The sequence below is a fragment of the Mycolicibacterium nivoides genome, assembly GCF_003855255.1.
Classification (GTDB): domain Bacteria; phylum Actinomycetota; class Actinomycetes; order Mycobacteriales; family Mycobacteriaceae; genus Mycobacterium; species Mycobacterium nivoides.
In genome coordinates this window covers 5635726-5660152 of the sequence record NZ_CP034072.1, presented here as the reverse complement: position 1 = coordinate 5660152, position 24427 = coordinate 5635726, and the positions used below count along the sequence as shown (strand labels likewise).

The window sequence follows — 24427 nt, the reverse complement described above, 5'->3', positions numbered from 1 at the left end:
CCCATCGTCGGGGCGGCGATTCAACGCACGATCAAGAATGAGTAAAGCTGGGCACTACCTGGTGTTTTACAGCCCGCGACGGGCGGTGCGCAGCGCGGCGACGGCAGTGTCGTCACCGGAGAAGGTCACCCGGGCCGGCTCTCGGCCTGCGGCGAACAACAACAGCTCGCCCGGCTCTCCCGTCACCGTCACCTCCGGACCGGCGCCGACGGTGGCCAGCGTCTTGCCCGCCGGGGTGGTCAAGGCCACCCGGGCCGGGGATTTACCCATCGTCATCCGGGCCATCGCGCCGATCCCGCGGGACAGCGCGGACACCGTGGCGTCATCGAGATCCCTTGGCTCCCAATTCGGTTGAGCCCGGCGCACATCTTCGTTGTGGATGTACATCTCGGCGACGTTGACCAGCGGGTCCAGCAGTTTGAACGGGGAGTACAGCGGCGGGCCGGCAGCGACCTGGTCGACCAGGTCGCCCCATTCGGTGCTTTCGGCCACCTTCTGCTGCACGCGCTCGGTGTAGCCGGCGAGTTGGGGCACCAGGATGCCGGGGGCGGCGTCGAGGCGACGCTCGCGCACCACTAGGTGGGCGGCCAGGTCACGGGTGGTCCAGCCCTCGCAGAGGGTGGGCGCGTCGGGGCCTGCGGCACGCATGGACTCGACCAGTGCGGCACGTTCGCGCCGAGCGACACTCATAAAAGCGACTCTAGAAGGTTTTCACCCCTTCGACAGCGATGACCATGCCGTGCCCGCTGGCGTCGTTGCTGATCCGCGTGCCGTCCTCGCTCGCATCGATCGTCCAGCCCACCGCGCTGTACGTGCGGTAGTCGAGGGTGACCACCGGTATGTCGCCGAGATTGCCCACGATCCACTTGATCTCGCCGTCCGGGGTGAGCCTGATCCCGTTGGCATGCTCGCCGTCGATCACCGGTGAATCGGTGAAGTCCGATTCACACCCGACGTCCTGCTTGGACAGCTGGCAGCGGGTCTTGCCGGATTTGGTCTCGATGAACACGTAGCCGTTCTGCGGTTGCAGCGGGGTGGCTCCGGATGGCGCGTGCGACGTGCTGGGTGGAGCCGCGGAGGTAGCGCTCGGCGAGGGCACTGGGCTGGACCGGGTGGGCCGTGCGGTCGGAAAACTCGGCTCGGTCGGTGACTGCGGGCTGGTGCTAGGCGTGCCCTCGATGCTCGATTGGCAGCCCGCCAACAGCACACCCACAGCCAGCAGGGCGCTCAGCGGTTGCCACGCCTTCACCGCGCCAAGGCTACGCATCGCGCGCGATCGGTGCGGGTTATGACGCGCCGAAAAGCCCCGCGTAACCGTCGGCCAGCGCGCGCAGCTGCCCGGCCCCGTCGCCGTGGAACGAAGCGCCGTGCATGATCGCCAGAGTGGTGGGGTTCAGCTCGGCCAGCCGGGTCAACGTGGGCGTCAGATTCGTTGTCAGGCCGGTGGCATGGAATAGCGCCTCGGCCTCCAATGCCGGTGCCACACAATCAGACTCGGTGAGGGGCGAACATCGCCCGATGTGGGTGAACAGGTCGCCGGCGAGCAGCGTCGAGGTTGCCTCGTCGAACCACAGCCCGGCTTCCCAGTTGTGCGGCACATGTGGCGTGGCGACGAACCGAAGGCGATGCCCACCGATGTCGTGCGCGGCCTCCGTCGGCGCGGTGACCGGCGCCCGGTCACACATGTCGGTCAGCGACAACATGACGGCCAGCCGGCCGTGGATCACCTCGGCGTGGGGTGCAGCCGCCAGGAACTGGTTGACCGCGCCACACTCGTCGGCTTCCAGGTGTCCGAACGAGATCCAGCGCAGCCGGGTCAGCGGCAGCACGCGCTCGATGGCCGCCGAGACCTGCGGAAACAGAAACCGCTGACCGGTGTGGAACAGGAAGGGCTCGTCGCCGGTCAGGAGAAACTGGTTAAACGTAAAACCGTGCTCGGTGATCCCCGGTATCCAGGTGGACAGGCGGTAGATGTCCGGGGCGATCTCGTCGACGCGGGTTTCCAGGTCGGAGGCCATGCCTCCATGGTCCGCCCAAGGGGATCCCGCCGTCTTGGGAACTTCCCAGCTGCATTTCCTACAGTCGTCGCGTGCTCGGCAAAGCCCTCGATGCGTTTCTGGACTCCCCGTTGTCCGGAATCCTGCCGTGGGCGTTGATGGCCATTCTTGCCGGTCCGGGCCGCTACGAGATCGCGGTGTCGGGCGCGCTCGGCTTCTCACTGCTGGTGCTGGTGCTGGACCGTCGTCGAAACATTCCGGTGCACGTGCTGGAGGCGCTCGGAGTGACCTTCTTCGTCGCGCTGGCCGCCGTCGGTCTGGTGGCCTCCAGAGGGCAGAAAACCTGGCTGGAGATGTGGTCAGGGGAGATCACCAATGCCACATTGGCTATCTTCGCGCTGGTCAGCCTGCTGACCGGCCGACCGTATACGACGGCCTACGCCCGCGACGTCACGCCGCCGGACCATTGGGACACGCCGCTCTTCAAGCGCACCAACATGGTGGTGACCGCGGTCTGGGCGGCGGCCTTCGGCTTCTCTGCCTCGGTCGGCTTCCTCGGGGACGTGCTCTATGGCCGTACCGACAATTTCTGGACCGGTTGGATTCTGCAGCTGGGTGCACTTTTCTTCGCGGTGGCCGTCACCGAGTTCTATCCCGAATACGCCAGGGCCAAAGAGGCGGCCCATGCGCTGCATCCGGTGCCGTCATGGTCGCGGGTGTTCGAATGGCTGCCTCCGTTCGTGCTGGCCACCGGTGTCGCGGGCTGGGTGCTGGCCACGGTCAGCAGCGGGGTGGCTGCTGACCTGGTGGTGCTCGGCGCGTTCGGCACGGCACTGTTGCGACGGCGTGAGCTGCGGGCCCGGGCCACCTAGTTGCGCGAGCCTGTCCCGCGACGGCCGTCGCGGACACATCACGGACCGCCAGGTCACACGAGGAACGGATTGCGCTCCGGCAGCGGTTTGATCAGCGGATCGAGCAGCTTCGCCGACTGTTCGACGGTGAGGACATCGGCCGGATCGAGCTGAATGAATTCCCGTGCCGTCTCGTCGTACTCCCAGACATCTTCACCGACCAGCCGGCCGTTCTCGTAGGGCCAGATCATGTGCTCGGCGGTCTTGACCAGATAGGTGGCCTCGGGGTCGGCCGGCACTCCTTCGGCGGCGAGGAGGACCCCGGGTGTCTGCTGGTAGATGTATGACGTCGACACGATCATGTCGTCGCTGATGGCCAGCTTCTCGTCGTCGGCGTAGAAGATGCACTGGGCGGTGTCCTTCCACGCGTGGTACAGCCCCATGACCGCCTCGGTGCCTTCCACGGTGACGCTCTTGCCGAGCATGTTGAAGTGGTAGACCGGCTTTTCGACGGTCATGTCCGGGGCGAAGATCTCCTCATAGCGTCCGGCCATCTCCAGGTAGCGGTGCCGGTTGTAGGAGTGCAGCATGTAGAGGTGACGTGGGTTGTCCGTCGACTCGATCAGTCGCTCCACGGCTCGGTTGGTCTGGGTGATGTCGTAGCGGCTCATCTGTTTGTTTCCTTTCAGGCTGTCAAGAACAGGTTGCGGAGTTCGGATTTCTTGAATTTGCCGGTGGCAGTGCAGGGAATCGCTTCGACGAACTCGAAGCGGTCGGGCAGCTGCCACTTGGCGAAGTCCCGGGCGAGGTGCTCGCGTAGGGCTTCGGCCGACGCGTGGCCCCCGTCCTGAAGCACCACCACGGCCAGAGGCCGCTCGCCCCAGCGTTCGTCGGGCACGGCGATCACGGCGGCCTGCGCGACCGCCGGGTGCGACATCAGCTGGTTCTCCAGGTCTACCGAGGAGATCCACTCGCCGCCGGATTTCACCAAATCTTTTGAGCGGTCGCAGATCCGGACGCAGCCGTGTGGGTCGATGCGTACCACGTCGCCGGTCTTGAACCAGCCGTCCGGGGTGAAACTGTCCGCGCCCCGGCCGCCGTGGTAGCTGCCCGCGACCCAGGGGCCGCGCACTTCGAGCTCACCCATGGCGGCGTCGTCCCAGGCGATGGTTTCGCCGTGTTCGTCGCGGGCGCGGATGTCGAAGAACGGGGTGGCGACACCCTGCCGCATGCGGTAGTCGTACTGCTCGTCCCGTTCGCCCTCATCGAGGCGCGCCGGCGGGCGGCAGACCGCGCCCAGGGGAGCGGTCTCCGTCATTCCCCAGGCCTGCACGACGGTGAGTCCGTGGTGGTCGAAGCCCTCGAACATCGACCGGGGCACGGCGGCGCCTCCCACGATCAGGCGGTTGAGCTCCGACAATTCCCACCGGCTCGGTTCGGCGTCGATGGCGGCGAGCATGCCCATCCACACCGTCGGCACACCCGCGGTCATGGTGACCCGCTCGACGGCACACAGGTCGAGGATGCTCTCCGGATCGAGCCGGGGGCCGGGCAGGACCAGGCGTGCCCCCGCCAACGCCGCGGCGTACGGCAGGCCCCACGCGTTGGCGTGGAACATCGGAACGACGGGAAGGACTGTGTCCCTGGCTGATACGGACAGTTGGTCGGGCAGCGCCGCGACGAGCGAGTGCAGCACCAGCGCTCGATGCGAGTACACCACCCCTTTGGGCCGACCGGTGGTGCCGGAGGTGTAGCACATGGCCGCCGCGCGATGTTCGTCGAGGATGGGCCACTCGGCCGGTTCGGCGTCGGCGAGCAGGGCTTCGTAATCGAGGGTTCCGGCCGGGGCGACCGTGTCGTGGGTGACGACGATGACGTGGCGGAAATCGTGTCCAGCGCGGAAGGTTTCGAACACCTCCAGCAGGGACTCGTCGACGACGATCACCTGGTCTCCGGCGTCCTCGGCGATGAACGCGAGTTCGTCGGGGAACAGCCGGGGGTTGAGGGTGTGGATGACCGCACCCATGGCGGGCACCGCGAAATACAGCTCAAGGTGTTCACTCTGGTTCCACAACAGCGTGGCCACCGGATCGCCTTCACGAACGCCCAAGGCACTCAGTGCACCCGCAACACGACGTGCACGAACCGCGCAGTTGCCGAAAGTGGTGCGCGATACCGCCCCGGAAGGGCGGCGCGATACGACATCCACGTCGGCGTAAAAGCGCTCAGCGCGGTCCACGATGCTCGTCAGTGTGAGCGGATAGTCATCCATGCTGTTGCTGCCCAACATGTTTCCGATCACGACGTCGCCTTCCGACGGCTCCGGGTCTTGGGCTTCGGCGTCTGGGTGGCGTTGCGCAGCTCCTCCAGGCCGTCGCCGAGTGCGGCCAGGATCGGCCACGGGTCATCGACGAGTTCGCGGTCCACGACGATTCCGAACTCGAGTGAATCCTGGTAGCTCATCACGGTGATGTTGATGCCGATACCGTCGAGCACTCCGGAAACCGGAAACTGTGCGCGCTGGCGCGCGCCACCGAGATACAGCGGCGTAGCCGGTCCGGGGACGTTCGAGATCATCACGTTCGCCGGCTGATTGAGGCCACGCATGCCGGCCAACCGCGACAGCGACCGGGCCGCCTGAGCGAACAGGGCGGGCGGGATGAAGTGGTTGGCGTCCTGCAGCAGCGAGGCAGGAAGCGCACGCTGGCGTTCCTTGGCGGCGTGCATCGATTCGTTGATCCGGCGCACGCGCTCGACGGGATCCGCCGTATCGGTGGGCAACTCGGTGATCATCACCGAGACCCGGTTGCCGAAGGTGCCTTGCTGCTCGGGCGTCCGTACCGACATCGGGATGAAGCTGGCGAGGGGTTGATCGGGCAGCTCACCTTGCTTGTCGAGCCAGGATCGCAGCCCTGCGGTGCAGATCGCCAGGACGACGTCGTTGACGGTGCAGCCGAGGGCGTTCTTGACGGCCTTGACTTCGGCAAGCGACATCGAGCCGAATGCGACGCGGCGGTGCGGCGACACCCGTGCCTGGAACCTGGTCCGGGGCGCGTTGACATCGCTGCCCCGCAGGCCCGGCCCGCCGGCGCCGGGTCGCAGGGCGCGTTTGACCAGCCGGCTGCTGCGCGCGATGGCCTTGACTCCCGGCAGATGACGGATCGTCGGGACGTCGTCGAGATGCGGCAGCGCCGTGGGGCCGGCGCGCAGGACCCGCAGCGGCTGGCTCGCCAGTCCGAGCAGACCGCGGCCGAGCATCTCCACCTCCGACGGGTAGTTTTCCGCGGCGATGGTGGGTGCCGGCTCGCGTCCGCCCCCGGTGGTGTCATCGAGAAGGATGCTCATGACCTCGGCGCCGGAGACTCCGTCGACCGCGGCATGGTGCATCTTCGTCAGCACCGCCACGCCGCCGTCGTCGAGTCCGTGGATGACGTACACCTCCCAGAGCGGGCGGGCCCGGTCGAGTTGGCGGCCGATGATTCGCGCCACCTGCTCGGCGAGCTGACGCTGATCGCCCGGTGCGGGCAGCGCCTCCTCGCGGACGTGGTACTCGATGTCGAACGAGCCGTCGTCGATCCAGTACGGGTAGTCCAGCGCGAACGGCACCTGGGCGAGGCGCCAGCGGAAGGTGGGCAGCAGGTGCAGACGTTCGCTGATCAGCCCACGAACCAGTGCGGCATCAAGGGGTTCACCCGATGCGGTGTGGGAGTCATAGATGCCGAGGACGCTGACGTGGCCCTGGACCCGGTCGTTCTCCATGGCCAGGAACTGTGTGTCGAGGCTGGTCAGTTGTCGCATGCGAAGATCGTCCGCCGGTGGGGGCGGCATTCTCTTGTCTGCGTGCGCCAACGCTGTGCCGGGTGGTTGTTCAATTTGCGCACCGCCGGTCGGGGCGGGCGCTACCGTGCACTGCATGGAGCCGGCCTGGGCGGGCGTGAAGGATGACGCGCAGCAGCGCGTGTGGCGGGCGGTGTTGCGTCCTGCCGCTGCCGAATTGATCGACCGTGCCGGTGAAATCTCAGCAGCGGTGAACGATTACACGCAGGCGCGGCTCGCCGACCTACTCGTCAACGAACAGGCCCTCGAGGTCAATCGTGCGAGCACCGAGGCGAGCATTCGCGACTTCGGTCAGGTGTTGTCGGCTGGGGCCGATCCCGCCCAGGCGACACAGCTGCAGGCGCCGACTCTCGATTATGCGCGGGATGGGGCACAACACGGCATACCGCTCACCACGCTCATGCGCAGCTATCGTCTCGCGCATGCCGCAACGTCGACTCACTTCAACGCGATCGTTGAGCGGCACGCGAGCAACGCCGAGGAACTGCGCCTGGCATCGGAGCTGGGTGGCGCATGGATGTTCGCCTATGTCGACGCCGCGCTGTGCCTGGTAGAGGCGGCGTACACCGCCGAGCGTGACCGTTGGTTGCGTAGCGCCGCCGCCAGCCAGGCCGAGACCATCGGCACCATCCTGGCCGGGGAACCCATCGACACCGACGTGGCAACGCGGCGACTCCGCCACGATGTCCGCCGGGTCCACGTCGCCGCGATCGCATGGCTCGAATCCCATGAAGAAGGCCGCAACACACAAGCCATTCTCGAGTCCGCGATCCGCGATATCGCCTCCGCGATCGGCAATCAGAAGCCTCTCGTGCATCCGCTCGGAATCCTGTCGACCGCGGCTTGGATCAGCTCACACAGTCACATTCCATCGAAAGTATTGGACGAGTTGCGGTTTCGGACGGCCAACGCGCCGGGTGTACGCGTCGCGATCGGCGAGCCGGCACCGGGCATCGCGGGGTTTCGCTCCAGTTACGTGGAAGCGGTTGAGGCGCAACGTGTCGCGCGACTCGCCGACCGCCCGGCCGGCAGTGTCACCCGTTACGACAATGTCGTGCTGAGGGCGATCGCAACAGCCAACCTGGACCAGGCGCGGCAGTTCGTGCGACGAGAGCTCGGGCCACTGGGTGCGGCGGACGAAACCACGCGACGGCTCGCCGCCACGGTGCGCGCCTATCTCGACGAGAACTGCAGTCGCGGACGAACGGCCAAACGACTTCACGTCCACGACAACACGGTCGCCTATCGGATCCGGCAGGCAGAGGAGCTGTTGGGAAGGTCCTTGGAGCGGCGCACGCTCGAGCTGCGCGTCGCACTGGCCCTGGCCGACGTCGTCGCCGAAACCTCCGCTTCCGGAACGACGGTTCCCGCGCAGGCCGATTCGTTGCGGCCGGCCAACTGATCGACGTGCTCGTGCCGGCGCCCGTGTTACCGGCGCCCGAGCATGGCGTCGCGAACCCGCCCGACGCCGGCCAGGCGCGCGAGGTCTCCGATCAGAACCGGTGCGACGAAACCGATCCCGGCCAGCAGCCGCACGCCGGCCGACGCAACCGTCGTCTCCGGGGTGCCGCGCTCGATCGCCCCGGCGACTGCCCGCGCGACATCGTCGGGCGAACTCGTGCCGAATGCTCGCGGAAGGGTGACTCCCGTGTCCGCCAGCATCCCGGCGTCACGGATCGGGCCGGGAAAGATTGTGGAGACGCCGACGCCGGTACCGTGCAGCTCTTGGCGTAGGGCAAGTCCCAGCCCGCGCAATCCCCATTTCGTGGCGGTGTACACCGCGCCGTTCCCCGGCGTCGCGATGAGGCCGGCGCCCGACGAGATGAAGACGATGTGGCCCCGGCCGCGGCGTTTCATCGATATCGCCGCCGCACGCGCGAGTGCGGTGGGGGCCAGCAGGTTGACGCGCACCGCCTCCTCGATCTCGCTGTCGCTCAGCATCGTGAGATCCTGCGGGATACCGACGCCCGCGTTGGCGACGAGAATGTCCACCTCGCCGGCACGGTCCATCAGGTCGTCCGCTTCGTCGAGGCGGCTGAGATCAGCGGTCAAGGCGCAGGCGGGCGGTCCGAGCTCGTCGACCAGTTTGTGTAGTGCCGGCTCGCGTCGGCCCGTCACGGTGAGTGCGGAGCCTCGTCCGGCGAGTTCGCGTGCGATGGCACGGCCAATGCCACCCGTCGCTCCGGTCACCAGGGCGCTGCGGCCGTTCAGTTTCATGTCCCGTCCTCAATTATGGTTTGTCACTTGGAAAATTCTGCCGCGCGTGCCGCGAGCCAACGGGCCAGCGGTGGCGCGGTGCGCGAGAGCACGTACATCACATGTGCTTCCGAGGCGACTGGCGCCACGGCGCGGTTGCGGGCGACTGCGCGCAAGATATTCTTTGCGACGCGCTCCGGGGTGTACCCGCGCTTCTGGTAGGTCGACACGAGGTGCTTGCGCCGAGCGTCAACATCCGCGGCGCCGCGGATGACGCTGTTCTGCGTGATGGCGGTGTTGATGATGCCGGGGCATACCGCGGTGACACCGATGCCATGCGGCTTCAGCTCCATGCGCAGCGCTTCGGACAACCCGAGCACCGCGAACTTGGTAGCGCTGTAGGCGGTCAGCTGGGGATTGGCCAGGAGGCCCGCGGCCGAGGACAGATTGACGACGTGGCCGCCGCGCCCTGATTCGATCATGCCGGGTAAGAATGCATCGCAGCTGTGCACCACACCCATGAGGTTGATGTTGATCAACCATTGCCAATCTTTGACGTTGGTGTCCAGGAAGCCCCCGACCAGACCGACTCCGGCGTTGTTGACCAACAGGTCGACCTGGCCGAAATGTTCGAAGGTCGCGTGCGCGAACCGAATCATCGAATCGGCATCGGACACGTCGACCTGATAGGTCAGCACCTCGACGCCCAGCTTCTCAGCCATTCCGGCGGTGCCGTCGAGCGCTGCCTCGTTGATGTCACATAGCGCCAGGCGGGCGTGCCGCCGGGCACACAACAGCGCCACCTCGCGGCCGATACCGCTGCCGGCGCCGGTGACCACCACAACTCGATCGGTGAGGTCGGCGGTCTTGAGTCGGGATCCAGTTCTAGGCATAGAAGCAAGCTAAGGAGGCGACGGGTCCGCCCGCTCGTGCGAACGCACCAACATGTAGGTGTTGGGTTGTCGCGACGCGCTAACCGACTCTCACCGCAGGTGCCGGTTGAGATGGGCGGCAATGCGTTCCATCGCGTCGTGAGCGGTAGGTGCTTCTGACTTGGCGAAGCCATGGTCGATGCCGGGAAAGCGATGGTGGGTGATCGGGACGCCCGCGCTGGACAGTCGTGCCGCCAACTCGTCGCCCTCTGGTCCGAGCGTGTCGAGTGCGCCGGTGAGTATGAGTGTCGGTGGCATCGCGGCTGCCAGCTCGTCATCGAACAACGGGGAGGCCAGCGCCTCTCGCGAGCAGCTCGTGTCCACGAGGTAGGCGTCGATCGCCAGTCGCTGGATTCTGCGCGATATGCGGGGACGCGTCTTGACCGAGGTGCGGTCGGCGCGGCTGAGGTCGAGGACCGGGAAGGCCAAGGCTGTGGCGCGAAACATGACATCGCTTGTGCGGTGGGCTTGTTGGCACACATTGACGGCCAGTTTCGCGCCGGCGCTGGCCCCCGTCACCGACATCCGGTCCGCGTCCCAGCCGCGGCCGACGGCTTCAGAGCGTATCCACGACGCCACATCGAAACACTGCTCTTCGGCCACCGGATACCGCACCTGGGGCGCCGTGGCGTAGTCGGCCAAGACCACCACCGCTCCGACTTCTGCCGCGATGTAGTGCGCGATGTATTCCTCTTGCCGTGGGTTGCGCACGATGAAGGCGCCGCCGTGCAGGTGCAGGTTGACTGGTGGCCCGTCCGGACCGGTCTTGGCGAGTGCGGCCTCTGGGTGGGGTGAATAGATGAAGCACCGGACAGCGCCGTGGCGCGTCGCGACATCGACGACCTCCGGTGGGGCGACGGACCGCGTTGCGGAACTGAAGCTGCGCGGGGTGGGGACCAGCGGCAGCAGGCGTTGGGCCAGGTGGGCCAAGACCCAGGCGCCTGCTCGCCGCGTCGTGGTAGACGTGGCTGTGTTCACTCGGCGAAACGGTAGCTATGCGCGCTCGGTGCCCGCTTGTCGCGAACGGCTGAAAAGCGCGGGTGATGTTGTGGAAACCGCGACAGTGCTCAGGACTTACTCGGCTCCGGTAGGAACTGGTTGTCGAGGAACTTCGCGTAGTCGGGCAGTTGTGTGTCCGGATCGATGGACTTCTGGGTCTTGGCCCACGCCCCGAGTTCGGCCAGCTTGTCGGCCAGGTCCGGATTCAGCTGGAGAGTGAAGTCGAACTCGCCGAGCACGGTGGCGAGCAGTTCAGGGTCCAGCTGGGTGGCCTTGGCGACGGCGTCGGTGGCGGCTTTGTCGTGCTGGGACAGGGCAGTGCCCGCGTCGCCGAGTGCGGCGAGGAAGGCCGTGATCGCCTTGCCCTTGGTCGAGACGGCCGATTCGGTGGCGACGAACAGGCTGTGCTGGTTGTAGGTTCCGCCGGTCAGGGCCACGGCGTCGTCGCCGAGGGCCTTGATGGTCTGCGCCTGGTAGGGCTGGAAGATCGATACGGCATCGACATTGCGCTGGGTGGCGGCGGTGACGATCGCAGACGGGGCGACCTGTACAAGCTCAGCCTTGATGTTGTTCTGCGCCAGGGCGTTCGACACGTAGTAGGCAGCACTCGTGCCCAGTGGAGTGCCGATCGACTTGCCGGCCAGATCCGCGACGGTGTTGATGCCCGCGCTGCGCCGGGCGACGATACGCGAGCCTTCCCAGCGGGAACCGTCGGCGATCACCCGCAGGGTGGGAGTGCGGGTCAGCGCGGTCGAGGTGGGCACATCGGCGGCGGTGGTGATGTCGACCTGACCGGCGGCCGCGGCCTGCAGTGCCTCCACGCCGGACTGGAAGTTCACCACCTTGACGTTCACGTTGTGCTTGTCGAACAGGCCGGTGTCGGCGGCGACGGGGACCTGCGCCCAGGATGGGTCGACGACGAACCCGACGGTGAGTTGATCGGCGTTCGCGGTACCCGAGTCGGTGCAGGCGGTGCCTGTCACAGCCAGTGCGGCAGCGGCAACCGCTGCGGCGACGATGCGCCGGAAAGGAGTCTTCACGGTATGGGTTCCTTTGTGGGGGTAGGGGATCAGTGCACGGCGTGGTCGATGCCGAGCTGGTGGTGCAGGGTCTTGCGGATCTCGCTGTAGCCGGGCTGGTCTGCCAGTGCGTCGGCGGGCCGGGGCCGGCTCAACGGGTTGGTGATCTGATCGGCGATCTGCCCGTCGCGCAGCACGCTGACGGTGTCGCCGAGCCGGATCGCCTCGTCGATGTCGTGCGTGACGAAGACGATCGTGCGGTTCAACCGCGTCCACAGATCGATCAGCAGATCCTGCATGCGCAGCCGGGTGAGTGCGTCGAGCGCCGCGAACGGTTCGTCCATCAGCATCACCGTCGGCTCCCCGGCCAGCACCCGGGCGATGCTGACCCGTTGCCGCATACCGCCGGACAATTCACCGGGGCGCTGTGCGGCCACCTCGTCATGTAGGCCCACCAAGTCCAGCAGTTCGTGGATCGTGTTCCGGCGCTCGGGTTTTGACAGCCTCCGGGCGGACAGGGCGAAGTCGATGTTGTCGGCGACGGTCATCCACGGGAACAGCACATCGCGCTGGAATGCGACGCCGCGTCGGGGATGCGGTGCGGTGACCGCCTCGCCACTGTCGGTCACCGTGCCCGCGGTCGCGGTGATCAGCCCGGCCAGACAGTGCAGCAGTGTCGACTTGCCGCTGCCGGAGGCGCCGACGAGGACGGAGAACGACCCGTCGGGAATCGTCAGGGAGATGCCCTTGAGCGTCGGCTCCTGCTTGCCGGGGAACTTCACCACGAGTTCGTGGGTCTGGATGGCCATCAGCGCTCCTCTTGAGCCCAACGGGTGAACGGGGACGTGACCGAGGCGACCAGCAGGTCGCACAGCGCGCCGACGATGCCAAGGATGATCAGGCAGAAGATCAGCCGATCGGCCTGGGAGAACAGCTGTGCCTGGGAGATCCGGTAGCCGATACCCGCAGTGGTACCGGTCATCTCGGCCACCACGATGAGCACGAACGCCATCGCGGCCCCCACCCTCAGGCCCGATGCGATATCGGGGGCGGCCTCGGGCAGCACCACTTTGGACAACGTCTGCCAGCGGCCGGCCCCCAGGCAGCGGGCGGCCTTCAGATAGTCGACCGGTGTGCTCGCCAACCCGGAATGGCTGTTGATCCATACCGGGACGAAGACGCCGAGCGCGATGACCAGGAGCTTGCTGTTCTCGCCGAGCCCGAACCACAGGATTGCCAATGGGACCAGGCCGATCGTCGGGATCGGCGAGAACACCCGCAGCACCGGTTGCAGTAGGTTGCGCCCCGCCTTGGTGGTTGCGGTGAACACCGCGACGACGATCCCGGCGGCGGCACCGATCGCGAAACCGACTGCCGCCCTGCGCAAACTGGCGACGATGTCGTCGGCCAGCAGGCCCTCGGTCCACAGGGTCTGCCCGGCCGCGAGGATCTCCGGCACGCTCGGGAACAGTTGCCGCGGGAACCGCCCGGTCGCCACGATCAGCGACCACAACGCCGCGGCGATCCCCAGGCCGGCGACCGTCCAACCCAGGACACCCAACCGCGCGAACGCCGACCGCACCCGGGCCGGGCCCGGGTATCGGCCCGCGCTCGCGGCCGGTGTCCGGACCGCCAAACCGGCTGTCATGGACGGCTTCCCGATTCAGTTCCCACTGCGCGCAGCGGTTCGCGCGAGGTACCCGCGGGCACCCAGTCGAACGGCACGGCCTGCGACCGGTACACCAGCGCGGTCCGGGTGAGCCGGTCGACGCCGGGCACCCTGGTCTGCTTGACCTCGGGCTCACCGGCCACGCCGTAGCCCTGGTGCGGGCTGTGGTACTCCCACACCACATCGCCGTCGGGGGTGACCTGGAACAACCGCCCCTGCATCCCCTCGGTGATCAAGGTGTTGCCGTTGGGAAGTCGCTGGGCATTGCTGACGAACGAACTGAAGAACGTCCAGGTGGGCAGACCTGAGTCTTCAGCGGTGTACTGCCACACGATTTCCTTGGTAGCGGGGTCGATCTCGAGTATCCGGGATCCGGCGTAGATGCCCAGTGGTGCGGCCGGGTATCCGGCGCCGCCCTGGTTGTCGAACACCAGGATGTTGCCCGCACCGGGAAGGCCCGCGGCGATCATGTGCGGGTTGTGCTGACCGGAGGTCTGATCGACCGGGCGCGGCACCTTGTGCACGTTGATCCGCTGATGCTGGGCGCCGAACTCGGCGTCGTAGTAGGGACCCAGCTTCCAGGCGATGGCTCCGGACGACTTGTCGATCAGGGCGATGATATTGGCCTTGCGGAAGCTGATCAGGATGTTGTCGGGGTGGAAGACGGAGTCCGGATCATCCACATACCAGCGGTTGGGCCCAAGGGTTTTGGCGCTGTTCATCTCCAGGTATCCCCAGGGATCGTCGGGGTCACGAGCGACGGTGTGGCGCAGGGCTTCCCATCCGGCCTCGGAGAATCCGAACTCGTCGAGGTGATCGCCGGCCAGCCACCGCCAGACGATCTCGCCTTCGGGTGTGACTTCGTAAAGGCCCTGATCGCCCACGGTGTGCTCACCGAGACCGGGCACCACGCGGGGAACGGTGACCAGGATCAGGCGGTTGCCGTTGGGCAACAGTTCCCAGTCGTGGTTCTGCCGGGCCGCACCGTCGGGTGCCTGCGTGCCCCACTCCCAGACGATCTCGCCATCCCAGTTGAGTTGGCCGACGGTGCCGTTGGCGTAGATACCGCCGCGGGCGTCGCCGCTGTCGGACAGTTGCACCCCGACGTCGCCGAGGCGCCCGTCGTTGAGCGCAGGATCCACAATGCGCGGTGGAACACCTGCATACGGCCACTCGTGCACCACGGTGCCGTTGAGGTCGATCACCCGGGTGGTTCCGTCGGCGCCGGTGAACAGGATGTAGCTGTCGTGGACAAGGTCGGGATCGAGGTAGCTGACTCCGCTGGGACGTACAAATGCCATGTCAGTTACTCCACCAACGTCCGGTTACAACCACGGGTCCTCCTCGTTACGGTTCTAATCGATTAGCGTAAGCAGGCGAAGCGTGGGCGGAACCGTCACAATCGAGGTGATTCAAACTCTTTCGAGCTGTCATCTACGAGCGGAGGGTCCAGCCGTTGTGAGTGGTAAACGTCCGACACTGGCTGACGTGGCCAGCCGCGCCGGCACCTCGACGGCGGTGGTGAGCTATGTGCTCAACAACGGCCCGCGTCCGGTATCGGAATTGTTGCGGGCCAAGGTGATCAGTGCGATCGACGAGTTGAACTACCGGCCCGATGTACGGGCCAGGGCGCTGCGCCGGTCGCGGCGATGGCGGCAGATCGGGCTGTTGGTCCCCGACCTCACGCTGCCGCTGTTCGGTGAGTTCGTGGGGCGGATCGAGATCGAAGCCCGGGCACGCGACCACCTGACGCTGATCGGCAACACCGGCTATGACCCCGAACGTGAACTTGAGTTCGCGGCCGCGTTCGCCGAAGTCGGTGTCGACGGACTGCTGGTGGTCGGGGCGGCGAACGCCCCCGGAACGGCGAATCTGTGTCGGCAGGAACGTATTCCGGTGGTGTGGATGCACAACATCCGCGGTGAGGTGGAAGCCGACATCGTCGGGGTGGACCACGTGAATGCCGGCGCACTCGTCGCCCGGCACCTGCTCGATGTCCATGGTTGTCGCGACGTCGCGTTCGTCGGCGGTTTCACCGAGGACGACGTCCATCACGGTGACCGCGAAACCGTGCAACAGCGGTTCGAGGGAGTCGCCGCCGTCGTCGGGCACGACCTCCCGCTCATCCGGACCGATCTCACCCCGTCCGGCGCGTACGGCGCGGTCGGGGAGTTTCTGCGTCGCGCCGAACACGTCCCGCGCGCGTTCGTGGTGGGCACCTACGGCCAGTCGGCCGCCACGATCCGGGCGATCAGCGATGCGGGACTGCGGGTGCCCGGCGACGTCGGGGTGGTCGGTTTCGACGGCAGCGCCGTCGATTACGGGCAGGTGCGGCTCACCGCGGTGCAGCAACCCGTCGATGCCTTGGCGCGTCAGGCGCTCGGCTTGTTGCTCGGGGATGCCCCGGTTGCCGGGGACGGCCTGGTGCCCGCGTTGCGGGTGGGGGAGACCTGCGGGTGCGCGTGAGCTAGGCCCTTGTGCGATTGCTCAAAGGCACTCGTCAGTGTTTGGGCATTATCTGCTCGCTACGGGTGTGCGCCGGGAGTGATGCTGACTGTCAACACCCGGCGAGTCGAAAGGCTGGAAACCACAGATGAGCACGCACAACGGCATCATCGGCGCACTGCCCGCCACCCAGGTCCCGCGCTACGCCGGGAAGGGCACCTTCGCCCGGATCGCCGACATCCATGAGGTGTCCGACTACGACATCGCGATCCTCGGCGTGCCCTTCGACGGCGGTACCTCCTACCGGCCCGGTGCCCGGTTCGGTCCGATGGCGGTCCGGCAGGCCGCGCGCACCCTTCGTCCCGGCTATCACGTCGAACTGGGTGTCGCGCCGCTGGAGCACGTGCAGGTGGTGGATGCCGGAGACGTCGCCGTCACGCCGTACAACATCGCCGAGGCCTGCCAGCAGATCCAGGACCACGCCTCCGACATTCTGGCCGGCGGCGACCGCCGCATCGTGTCCATCGGCGGTGACCACACCATCGCGCTGCCGAACCTGCGTGCCCTGCACGCCAAGCACGGCCCCGTCGCGCTGGTCCACTTCGACGCGCACCTGGACACCTGGGACACCTACTTCAACGCGCCGGTCACGCACGGCACGATCTTCCGCCGGGCGTTCGAGGAGGGGTTGCTGATCGAGGATCACTCGATCCACGTCGGCATCCGCGGCCCGATCTACGACCAGATCGATCTCGACGACGACGCCCGCATGGGGTTCAAGATCATCCGGGCGGGCGACCTGGACGTGATCGGTACCGACGCGGCCGTCGACGTGGTGCGCCGCCGGGTCGACGACCTCCCGGTGTACCTGTCCATCGACATCGACGTGCTCGACCCGGCGTTCGCCCCGGGCACCGGCACCCCCGAATCCGGCGGCCTGACCTCGCGCGAACTGCTGAAGATGCTGCGCAAGATGTCCGGCCTCAACATCGTCGGCGCCGACGTCGTCGAGGTGGCGCCCGCCTACGACCACGCCGAAATCACCAGCGTGGCGGCGGCCACGGTGGTGTTCGACATCGTGTCTCTCATGGTCGCCGGACGGCAGTCGAATCTGCCCGTCAACGGTGAGGTTGCGGCCACGGCGCCTTGATCGAGTAGCATCCGTCACATAACTCAATACGTCGATGACGCATTGTGGGAGAACCTCCGATTCCGGAGGCGCCGTAGGAGCAACTCCTCCCCGGGAATCTCTCAGGCCCAATACCGCAGTGTCGAGACAACTCTGGAGAACAGCGCGATCGCAGGATCGGGCTTACCGAAGGGGAAAGGCGCAACGCGCTAAAACTCTCAGGTTTCAGGACAGAGCGGGGAGGTGTCACTTCACGACGCATCGTGTAACCGCGATGCCCGAAACCGGAGTCGCCTCATGCCCGAGTGCACCGCAATTGTCCACGACGACAACTCTTTTCGCGACCGACACATCGGCCCTGACCGAGTGGGCGAGCGGCGCATGCTCGATGCTCTCGGATTCGCCACCACCGATGAGTTGATCGACAGCGCGGTGCCCCGGCAGATCCGCTGCACCGATGGCTTGCGGCTGCCCGCCGCGCGATCCGAACAGCAGGTGCTCGCGGCACTGCGCGAGCTGGCCGACCGCAATCAGCCGCGGATTCAGATGATCGGCCTCGGCTACCACGACACCATCACCCCCGCGGTCCTGCGCCGCAACATGCTCGAGTCGCCGGCCTGGTACACCGCCTACACGCCGTACCAGCCGGAGATCTCGCAGGGCAGGCTAGAGGCGCTGCTGACGTTCCAGACGCTGATCGAGGACCTCACGGCGCTGCCGGTCGCCGGTGCATCGCTGCTGGACGAGGCCACCGCGGTGATGGAGGCGGTGCTGTTGATGCGGCGGGCCAACAAGAAGGTGTCGTCCAACCGTGTGGTGCTGGATGCCGATTGCCTGCCGCAGACGCTCGCGGTGATACGCGGGCGGGCCGAAGCCGTCGGCGTCGAGGTGGTGGTCGCCGATCTGACCGGGACGCTGCCCGCCGGCGACGCCTTCGGCGTCGTCTTCCAGTCCCCGGGCGCCAGCGGAGCGGTGCGCGACCTCGCCCCGCTCGTCGCCGCGGCACACGAGCGCGGAATGCTCACCACCGTCGCCGCCGACCTGCTGTCGCTGACCCTGATCACGGCCCCCGGCGAGCAGGGCGCCGACATCGCGGTGGGCTCGGCACAGCGGTTCGGCGTGCCGCTGTTCTTCGGCGGTCCCCACGCCGGCTACATGGCGGTGCGGTCCGGTCTGGAGCGCATGCTGCCCGGCCGTCTGGTCGGGGTATCGGTCGACGTGGCGGGCAAGCCGGCCTACCGGCTCGCACTGCAGACCCGCGAGCAGCACATCCGCCGCGACAAGGCGACCAGCAACATCTGCACCGCGCAGGCATTGCTGGCCAACGTCGCCGCCATGTACGCCGCCTACCACGGACCGGAAGGCTTGCGCGCCATCGCAACCCGCGTCCATGGGCACGCCGTCGCGCTGGCCGACGGTCTGCGTGCCGCGGGGCGTGAGGTCGTGCACGACTCGTTCTTCGACACCGTGCTGGTGCGGGTCCCGGGCACCGCCCACGAGATCGTGGCGGCCGCCGACCGGGCCGGTATCAACCTTCGTCTGGTCGACGCCGACCATGTCGGCATCGCCTGCGACGAGTGCACCACCGACGACGTGGTCGGGCGCGTGCTCGAGGTGTTCGGTGCTTCGCCGACGGCCACCGATCGTCCGTTCGCGTTGCCTGCCGCTCTGCTTCGCACGTCGGAGTACCTGCAGCACCCCGTGTTTCAAACGCATCGATCCGAAACCGCGATGCTGCGTTTCCTGCGGGAGCTCTCGGACCGGGATCTGGCGCTGGACCGCACCATGATCCCGCTCGGATCCTGCACCATGAAGCTCAACGCCGCGGCCGAGATGGAACCGATCAGCTGGCCCGGGTTCGCCGGTATCCACCCGTACGCGCCTGCCGAACAGACCGCGGGGTACCTCGAGCTGATCGGCAATCTGGAAACCTGGCTGGCCGAGATCACCGGCTACGACCGGGTTTCGTTGCAGCCCAACGCCGGATCCCAGGGCGAGCTCGCGGGCCTGCTGGCCATCAACGCCTACCACCGGTCACGCGGCGAGGACCACCGCGACGTCTGCCTCATCCCGCAGTCGGCACACGGCACCAATGCGGCCTCGGCCGTCCTGGCCGGGATGCGCGTGGTCGTCGTGAAGACGGCCGCCAACGGCAACATCGACCACGACGATCTGGAGGCCAAGCTCGCCGACCACGACGGGCGGGTCGCGGCGATCATGCTCACCTACCCGTCCACTCACGGCGTGTACGAAACCGATGTCCGCACCGTGTGCGATCTCGTCCACCGCGCCGGCGGACAGGTGTACGTCGACGGGGCCAACCTGAACGCTCTTGTGGGACTTGCCAAACCTGGCGAGTTCGGTGGCGACGTGTCACATCTCAACCTGCACAAGACATTCTGCATCCCGCACGGCGGCGGCGGCCCGGGCGTCGGACCCGTCGCGGTCCGCTCACACCTGGCCCCGTTCCTGCCCGGTGACCCGCTGCAGGACGGGCCGGCGCCGGTATCGGCCGCCAACTACGGTTCCGCCGGCATTCTGCCGATCACCTGGGCATACCTGGCACTGATGGGTCCCGACGGCTTGACCGCGGCCACCAAGGCCGCGGTGCTGGGCGCCAACTACCTGGCGACATCGCTGGCCGGGCACTATCCGGTGCTCTACACCGGGGAAACCGGGTTGGTCGCACACGAGTGCATCCTCGATCTGCGCGAGATCACCAAGCGCACCGGAGTGACGGCGGAGGATGTGGCAAAGCGGTTGATCGACTACGGTTTCCACGCCCCGACCCTGTCCTTCCCGGTCAGCGGAACGCTCATGGTGGAGCCCACCGAATCCGAGGACCTGGCCGAACTGGACCGGTTCATCGAGGCCATGCTCAACATCCACGACGAGATCAGCCGGGTCGGCTCGGGAGAGTGGGCGCTCGAAAGCAGCCCGTTGCGGCAGGCTCCGCACACCGCCGAGCAGGTCACCGATGCCGAGTGGCTCCTGCCGTACAGCAGGCAGTACGCCGCGTATCCCGTTGCGTCCCTGCGGCTGAACAAGTACTGGCCGCCGGTCCGCCGTATCGACGGCGTGCACGGCGACCGCAACCTCGCCTGCTCGTGCCCTGCGCCAGAGGCATTCCAGACCGACACCGTCGAGATCCTCCAGGAGGTTTTTGCATGACCGACAACCACACCCCGGCCTCACCGCTGCTCGACGAACATCGGGGATTGGGTGCCGCGTTCACCGACTTCGCCGGCTGGGCAATGCCGCTGAAGTACGGCAGTGAACTGGCTGAGCACAAGGCGGTCCGGGAGACCGCCGGGTTGTTCGACCTGTCCCACATGGGCGAGATCGCCATCACGGGGCCTCAAGCCGGCGAGGCGCTGGACTTCGCGTTGGTCGGCGAGGCGTCCAAGATCGGCATGGGCCGGGCCAAGTACTCGCTCATGTGCGATGCCGACGGCGGCGTGATCGATGATCTGGTCGTCTACCGGCTCGCCGACGACCGCTTCCTGGTGGTCGCCAATGCCGCGAACGCCCCCACCGTGGCACGTGAACTGTCGAGCCGGGCCGCACAATTCGATGCCGACGTCGACGACCAGTCGGCCAGCACCGCACTGATAGCCGTTCAGGGGCCCGCGGCGGAAGGCATCGTCAGCTCTCTGGTGCCCGACGAGCAGCTGGAACTGGTCGCGCATCTCAAGTACTACGCGGTGACCGCGGCGCAGGTCGCCGGTATCGATGTGCTGTTGGCGCGTACCGGCTACACCGGCGAGGACGGCTTCGAGCTCTACGTGCCCAACGCGCAGGCGGTGGAGTTGTGGCGGGCCTTGCTGGCGGCCACCACCGAGGTCGGTGGGTTGCCCGCGGGGCTGGCCTGCCGCGACACCTTGCGACTCGAGGCCGGAATGGCGCTCTACGGACACGAGCTCACCCGCGAGCTCAACCCGTATGCGGCCGGCCTGGGCAAGGTCGTCCGCCTGGGTAAGGAGTTCGTCGGACGCGATGCGCTGCAAGGACTTTCCGAGTTGCCGGTCTCGCGTGTCCTGGTAGGGCTGAAGGGCGCGACCCGCCGCGCGGCCCGGGCCGGTTACACCGTCGAGAACACCGACGGGGCCGCGGTGGGAATGGTGACGTCAGGCGCGTTGTCGCCGACCCTTGGTTACCCGATCGCACTGGCCTACCTCGACACGGGGCTGGCCGAACCCGGAACCGTCGTGCAGGTCGACATCCGCGGCAAGAAAGAACAGTTCGAAATCACCCCGGCGCCGTTCTACCGCCGCAGCTGAAAGGACCCGACATGACCACTCAGACAATCCCCGACGACCGTAGCTACACCGAAGAGCACGAGTGGGTGCTCATCGCACCCGGTGCCGCACTGCCGGACACCCCGGTCAAGGTCGGGATCACCTCGGTCGCCGCCGCCGCGCTCGGTGACCTGGTGTACCTCGACCTGCCCGAGGTCGGGTCCACCATCACCGCAGGCGAAAGCTGCGGCGAGGTGGAATCCACCAAGACCGTGTCCGAGCTCTACCCGCCAGTGAGTGGCACCGTCACGGCGGTCAATACCGAAGCCGTCGACGATCCCGCCCTCGTCACGTCCGATCCCTACGGATCCGGCTGGCTGTTCGAGGTGCAGGCGACCGAGGCGGGAAACCTGTTGACCGCAGCCGAATACGCAGAGAAGAGCGAGGCCTAGCCATGAGCATCCTCGACGAACGCCTCGCCGACTTCGACCCCGAGATCTTCTCGGCGATCGGCGACGAACTGCACCGGCAGCGGCTGGGACTGGAGATGATCGCCTCGGAGAACCACGCTCCGCTCGCGGTCATGCAGGCGCAGGGTTCGGTACTGACCAACAAGTACGCCGAAGGGTATCCGGGCCGGCGCTACTACGGCGGCTGTGAGCACATCGACGTGATCGAACGGCTGGCCATCGACCGGGTGAAGTCGTTGTTCGGAGCGGAATTCGCCAATGTGCAACCCCATTCGGGTGCGCAGGCCAACGCCTCGGTGATGCACGCGCTGATCAAGCCGGGCGACACCATCCTCGGCCTGTCCCTGGACTGCGGTGGACACCTGACCCACGGCATGCGACTGAACTTCTCCGGCAAGCTGTACAACGTCGCCGCTTACGGGGTGTCCAAGGAGGACTTCCTCGTCGATATGGATGCCGTTGCCGAAGCTGCGCGGGAACACCGGCCGCAGCTGATCATCGGCGGATGGTCGGCGTACCCGCGGCAGCTGGACTTCGCCCGGTTCCGCGAGATCGCCGACGAGGTCGGCGCCTACCTGATGGTCGACATGGCTCACTTCGCGGGCCTGGTCGCAGCCGGCCTGCATCCGTCCCCGGTGCCGCACGCCCACGTCGTGACCTCCACAACCCACAAGACCCTGGGTGGGCCGCGCGGCGGCGTCATCCTCACCAACGAGGCCGACATCGCCAAGAAGATCAACTCGGCGGTGTTCCCCGGGCAACAGGGCGGACCGCTGGAGCACGTCATCGCCGCCAAGGCAGTCGGATTCAAGATGGCCGCCCAGCCGGAGTTCGCCGAACGTCAACAGCGGGTTCTCCGCGGCGCGCAGATCTTGGCCGAGCGGCTGAGCCGGCCCGACGTCAAGGACGCGGGAATCACCGTCCTCACCGGCGGCACCGACGTGCACCTGGTGCTGGTGGATCTGCGGAACGCCGCCATCGACGGGCAGCAGGCCGAGGACCGGCTCGACGCGGTCGGTATCACCGTGAACCGCAACGCGGTGCCGTTCGATCCCCGGCCGCCGATGGTCACCTCGGGGCTGCGCATCGGCACCCCGGCGCTGGCCGCCCGCGGATTCGGTGACGAGGAATTCGCCCGCGTCGCCGACGTCATCGCCGCCGCGCTCATCGCCGAGGGCGACGCCGACACCGAACCCCTTGCAGCGCAGGTGCGTACGCTGGCCGAGCAATTCCCGCTCTACCCGGGGCTGTAGCCATGGCGGTCAGCGTGTTCGACCTGTTCTCGGTGGGGATCGGCCCGTCGAGCTCACACACCGTCGGCCCGATGCGGGCGGCCGGGATGTTCGTCGACGAACTCGTCGGTCGCGACATGGTCGATCACGTCGCCGAGGTCGGTGTGGATCTGTTCGGCTCGCTGGCGGCGACCGGTGCCGGGCACGGCACCATGCCGGCCATCCTGCTTGGTCTCGAGGGCTACCGGCCCGAGACGATCGAGACCGACGAGATGGAACGGCGGCTGGCGACCATTCGGGCCGACGGAAAGATCCAACTGGCCGGCCGGATCGTCATCGCGCTGACCGAATCCGACATGCATCTGCAACCGGGCCGCCAGCTCGCCCAGCACCCGAATGCCATGACATTGACGGCGTTCTCGGCAGGTGGTGACGTGCTCTACCGCGAGACCTACTTCTCGGTGGGAGGCGGTTTCGTCGTCACCGAAAGTGCACCGGCTCAGCAGGAAGGGGCGGGAGCAGACGCCGACGGCTCGTTCCACTCGGCCGCCGAACTGCTGGCCCTGACCGAGCGGGACGGGCTGTCGGTGAGCCAGGCGATGATGCGGCAGGAACGCGTGAACCGGAGCGAAGCAGAGGTGCGGGCACGTCTCCTGCACATCCGCGACGTCATGGTCGCGTGCCAGGCCAACGGGATGGCCCGCGATGGCTATCTGCCGGGCAACCTGCAGGTCCGCCGCCGCGCCAGGGACTGGTTCGTCCGGCTCGACGCCGAAGACCCGCAGCGTGATCCGGCCTTCGCCGAGGACTGGGTGAACCTGGTGGCACTCGCGGTCAATGAGGAAAACGCATCGGGCGGCCGGATCGTGACCGCGCCGACCAACGGGGCGGCCGGGATCATCCCGGCGGTGCTGCACTACGCGTTGCGCTACACCCCGTCCGGAATCGCCGACCCGGACGACACCACCGTCCGGTTCCTGCTGACCGCCGGAGCGATCGGATCGCTGTACAAGGAGCGGGCCTCGATCTCGGGAGCCGAGGTCGGTTGTCAGGGTGAGGTCGGCTCCGCGGCGTCGATGGCCGCGGGCGGCCTGGCCGAAATCCTGGGTGGCACACCGCGACAGGTCGAGAATGCCGCAGAGATCGCCATGGAGCACAGCCTCGGCCTCACGTGCGATCCGATCGGCGGCCTGGTGCAGATCCCGTGCATCGAGCGCAACGCCATCTCGGCGGGCAAGGCGATCAACGCCGCCCGCATGGCGCTGCGCGGTGACGGCACCCACCGGGTGAGCCTGGACCAGGTCATCGAGACGATGCGTGCCACCGGGATGGACATGAGCGCCAAGTACAAGGAGACATCCATGGGCGGGCTGGCAGTCAACGTCTCCGTCAACGTCGTCGAATGCTGAGGGA

At 67.1% G+C, this 24427-nt stretch carries 22 protein-coding genes and 1 riboswitch; of the genes, 9 read left to right on the top strand and 13 right to left on the bottom strand.

The genetic code is table 11. From position 1 onward, the window contains the following. Window positions 1-66: 66 nt before the first annotated feature. From EH231_RS27805 to EH231_RS27795, 3 genes are read right to left on the bottom strand one after another with little or no spacing between them, the layout of a single operon-like run. Window positions 67-690, bottom strand: a complete 624-nt coding sequence (locus tag EH231_RS27805) for a TIGR03085 family metal-binding protein (RefSeq protein WP_090424084.1) — start codon at window positions 688-690, stop codon at window positions 67-69. 10 nt (window positions 691-700) lie between these two features. Beyond that, window positions 701-1267, bottom strand: a complete 567-nt coding sequence (locus EH231_RS27800) for a hypothetical protein (protein WP_090424085.1) — start codon at window positions 1265-1267, stop codon at window positions 701-703. 19 nt (window positions 1268-1286) lie between these two features. Then, complete coding sequence (locus EH231_RS27795; protein ID WP_090424808.1) at window positions 1287-2006, bottom strand: oxygen-binding di-iron domain-containing protein; 720 nt, start codon at window positions 2004-2006, stop codon at window positions 1287-1289. A gap of 83 nt (window positions 2007-2089) precedes the next feature. On the opposite strand from EH231_RS27795, the gene EH231_RS27790 reads away from it, so the two are divergent. Further along, entirely contained in the window at window positions 2090-2869 is a 780-nt protein-coding gene (locus EH231_RS27790) for a DUF3159 domain-containing protein (RefSeq protein ID WP_124713777.1), read from the top strand. Window positions 2870-2922: 53 nt separating this feature from the next. Here the strand turns inward: EH231_RS27790 and EH231_RS27785 are convergent, their stop codons facing one another. Genes EH231_RS27785 through EH231_RS27775 form a run of 3 tightly spaced genes read right to left on the bottom strand, consistent with a single transcriptional unit; the run spans window position 2923 to window position 6646 of the window. Continuing rightward, window positions 2923-3519, bottom strand: coding sequence for a hypothetical protein (locus tag EH231_RS27785; RefSeq protein WP_124713776.1), 597 nt, complete (start codon window positions 3517-3519; stop codon window positions 2923-2925). 14 nt (window positions 3520-3533) lie between these two features. Continuing rightward, on the bottom strand, window positions 3534-5150 hold the full coding sequence (locus EH231_RS27780; protein WP_234927391.1) for a long-chain fatty acid--CoA ligase: 1617 nt from the start codon (window positions 5148-5150) through the stop codon (window positions 3534-3536). Next, window positions 5147-6646, bottom strand: a complete 1500-nt coding sequence (locus EH231_RS27775) for a WS/DGAT/MGAT family O-acyltransferase (RefSeq protein ID WP_124713775.1) — start codon at window positions 6644-6646, stop codon at window positions 5147-5149. Before EH231_RS27775 ends, EH231_RS27780 begins: the two co-directional genes overlap by 4 nt. A 115-nt stretch (window positions 6647-6761) precedes the next feature. Between EH231_RS27775 and EH231_RS27770 the strand changes: the two genes are divergently transcribed. Continuing rightward, window positions 6762-8087, top strand: a complete 1326-nt coding sequence (locus EH231_RS27770) for a PucR family transcriptional regulator (RefSeq protein ID WP_124713774.1) — start codon at window positions 6762-6764, stop codon at window positions 8085-8087. 26 nt (window positions 8088-8113) lie between these two features. On the opposite strand, the gene EH231_RS27765 is transcribed toward EH231_RS27770, so the two are convergent. The 7 genes from EH231_RS27765 to EH231_RS27735 form a co-directional block, all read right to left on the bottom strand. Continuing rightward, a complete protein-coding gene (locus tag EH231_RS27765) occupies window positions 8114-8902 on the bottom strand; it encodes an SDR family NAD(P)-dependent oxidoreductase (protein ID WP_124713773.1) in 789 nt (262 codons plus the stop codon). Window positions 8903-8925: 23 nt separating this feature from the next. Continuing rightward, on the bottom strand, window positions 8926-9774 hold the full coding sequence (locus EH231_RS27760) for an SDR family NAD(P)-dependent oxidoreductase (RefSeq protein WP_124713772.1): 849 nt from the start codon (window positions 9772-9774) through the stop codon (window positions 8926-8928). A gap of 90 nt (window positions 9775-9864) precedes the next feature. Further along, complete coding sequence (locus EH231_RS27755) at window positions 9865-10791, bottom strand: alpha/beta hydrolase (RefSeq protein ID WP_124713771.1); 927 nt, start codon at window positions 10789-10791, stop codon at window positions 9865-9867. An 89-nt stretch (window positions 10792-10880) separates the two neighbouring features. Next, a complete protein-coding gene (locus tag EH231_RS27750; RefSeq protein WP_124713770.1) occupies window positions 10881-11852 on the bottom strand; it encodes an ABC transporter substrate-binding protein in 972 nt (323 codons plus the stop codon). 29 nt (window positions 11853-11881) lie between these two features. Continuing rightward, window positions 11882-12640, bottom strand: a complete 759-nt coding sequence (locus EH231_RS27745) for an ABC transporter ATP-binding protein (protein WP_124713769.1) — start codon at window positions 12638-12640, stop codon at window positions 11882-11884. Next, window positions 12640-13479 carry an ABC transporter permease gene (locus tag EH231_RS27740; RefSeq protein ID WP_090424095.1) on the bottom strand — a complete coding sequence of 280 codons (840 nt, stop codon included), beginning with the start codon at window positions 13477-13479 and terminating at the stop codon, window positions 12640-12642. Before EH231_RS27740 ends, EH231_RS27745 begins: the two co-directional genes overlap by 1 nt. Then, a complete protein-coding gene (locus tag EH231_RS27735) occupies window positions 13476-14801 on the bottom strand; it encodes an aryl-sulfate sulfotransferase (protein ID WP_124713768.1) in 1326 nt (441 codons plus the stop codon). The genes EH231_RS27740 and EH231_RS27735 overlap by 4 nt, the downstream gene beginning before the upstream one ends. Before the next feature lie 187 nt (window positions 14802-14988). Between EH231_RS27735 and EH231_RS27730 the strand changes: the two genes are divergently transcribed. From EH231_RS27730 to EH231_RS27700, 7 genes are all read left to right on the top strand, one after another. Continuing rightward, window positions 14989-15966 (top strand): LacI family DNA-binding transcriptional regulator, encoded by a 978-nt coding sequence (locus tag EH231_RS27730; protein WP_090424097.1) that lies wholly within the window; start codon window positions 14989-14991, stop codon window positions 15964-15966. A gap of 127 nt (window positions 15967-16093) precedes the next feature. After that, window positions 16094-17095, top strand: a complete 1002-nt coding sequence (gene speB, locus EH231_RS27725; RefSeq protein WP_124713767.1) for an agmatinase — start codon at window positions 16094-16096, stop codon at window positions 17093-17095. A 35-nt stretch (window positions 17096-17130) separates the two neighbouring features. Then, a riboswitch (glycine riboswitch) is annotated at window positions 17131-17221 on the top strand. A gap of 150 nt (window positions 17222-17371) precedes the next feature. Further along, window positions 17372-20245 (top strand): aminomethyl-transferring glycine dehydrogenase, encoded by a 2874-nt coding sequence (gene gcvP / locus EH231_RS27720; protein ID WP_124713766.1) that lies wholly within the window; start codon window positions 17372-17374, stop codon window positions 20243-20245. After that, window positions 20242-21354 carry a glycine cleavage system aminomethyltransferase GcvT gene (gcvT, locus tag EH231_RS27715; RefSeq protein ID WP_124713765.1) on the top strand — a complete coding sequence of 371 codons (1113 nt, stop codon included), beginning with the start codon at window positions 20242-20244 and terminating at the stop codon, window positions 21352-21354. The genes gcvP and gcvT overlap by 4 nt, the downstream gene beginning before the upstream one ends. Before the next feature lie 11 nt (window positions 21355-21365). Then, window positions 21366-21764: a glycine cleavage system protein GcvH gene (gcvH, locus tag EH231_RS27710; RefSeq protein ID WP_124713764.1), complete on the top strand. Its 399-nt coding sequence runs from the start codon at window positions 21366-21368 to the stop codon at window positions 21762-21764. A 2-nt stretch (window positions 21765-21766) separates the two neighbouring features. Beyond that, on the top strand, window positions 21767-23035 hold the full coding sequence (glyA, locus tag EH231_RS27705) for a serine hydroxymethyltransferase (protein ID WP_124713763.1): 1269 nt from the start codon (window positions 21767-21769) through the stop codon (window positions 23033-23035). A 2-nt stretch (window positions 23036-23037) separates the two neighbouring features. Next, window positions 23038-24423 (top strand): L-serine ammonia-lyase, encoded by a 1386-nt coding sequence (locus EH231_RS27700; RefSeq protein ID WP_090424103.1) that lies wholly within the window; start codon window positions 23038-23040, stop codon window positions 24421-24423. Window positions 24424-24427 lie beyond the last annotated feature (4 nt).

Bases quoted from the DNA above. Each gene is read 5' to 3' on its own strand.
- EH231_RS27805 (WP_090424084.1), bottom strand. From the start codon at position 690: ATGAGTGTCGCTCGGCGCGAACGTGCCGCACTGGTCGAGTCCATGCGT.
- EH231_RS27800 (WP_090424085.1), bottom strand. From the start codon at position 1,267: ATGCGTAGCCTTGGCGCGGTGAAGGCGTGGCAACCGCTGAGCGCCCTG.
- EH231_RS27785 (WP_124713776.1), bottom strand. From the start codon at position 3,519: ATGAGCCGCTACGACATCACCCAGACCAACCGAGCCGTGGAGCGACTG.
- EH231_RS27775 (WP_124713775.1), bottom strand. From the start codon at position 6,646: ATGCGACAACTGACCAGCCTCGACACACAGTTCCTGGCCATGGAGAAC.
- EH231_RS27770 (WP_124713774.1), top strand. From the start codon at position 6,762: ATGGAGCCGGCCTGGGCGGGCGTGAAGGATGACGCGCAGCAGCGCGTG.
- EH231_RS27765 (WP_124713773.1), bottom strand. From the start codon at position 8,902: ATGAAACTGAACGGCCGCAGCGCCCTGGTGACCGGAGCGACGGGTGGC.
- EH231_RS27760 (WP_124713772.1), bottom strand. From the start codon at position 9,774: ATGCCTAGAACTGGATCCCGACTCAAGACCGCCGACCTCACCGATCGA.
- EH231_RS27745 (WP_124713769.1), bottom strand. From the start codon at position 12,640: ATGGCCATCCAGACCCACGAACTCGTGGTGAAGTTCCCCGGCAAGCAG.
- EH231_RS27740 (WP_090424095.1), bottom strand. From the start codon at position 13,479: ATGACAGCCGGTTTGGCGGTCCGGACACCGGCCGCGAGCGCGGGCCGA.
- EH231_RS27735 (WP_124713768.1), bottom strand. From the start codon at position 14,801: ATGGCATTTGTACGTCCCAGCGGAGTCAGCTACCTCGATCCCGACCTT.
- speB (WP_124713767.1), top strand. From the start codon at position 16,094: ATGAGCACGCACAACGGCATCATCGGCGCACTGCCCGCCACCCAGGTC.
- gcvP (WP_124713766.1), top strand. From the start codon at position 17,372: ATGCCCGAGTGCACCGCAATTGTCCACGACGACAACTCTTTTCGCGAC.
- gcvT (WP_124713765.1), top strand. From the start codon at position 20,242: ATGACCGACAACCACACCCCGGCCTCACCGCTGCTCGACGAACATCGG.
- gcvH (WP_124713764.1), top strand. From the start codon at position 21,366: ATGACCACTCAGACAATCCCCGACGACCGTAGCTACACCGAAGAGCAC.
- glyA (WP_124713763.1), top strand. From the start codon at position 21,767: ATGAGCATCCTCGACGAACGCCTCGCCGACTTCGACCCCGAGATCTTC.
- EH231_RS27700 (WP_090424103.1), top strand. From the start codon at position 23,038: ATGGCGGTCAGCGTGTTCGACCTGTTCTCGGTGGGGATCGGCCCGTCG.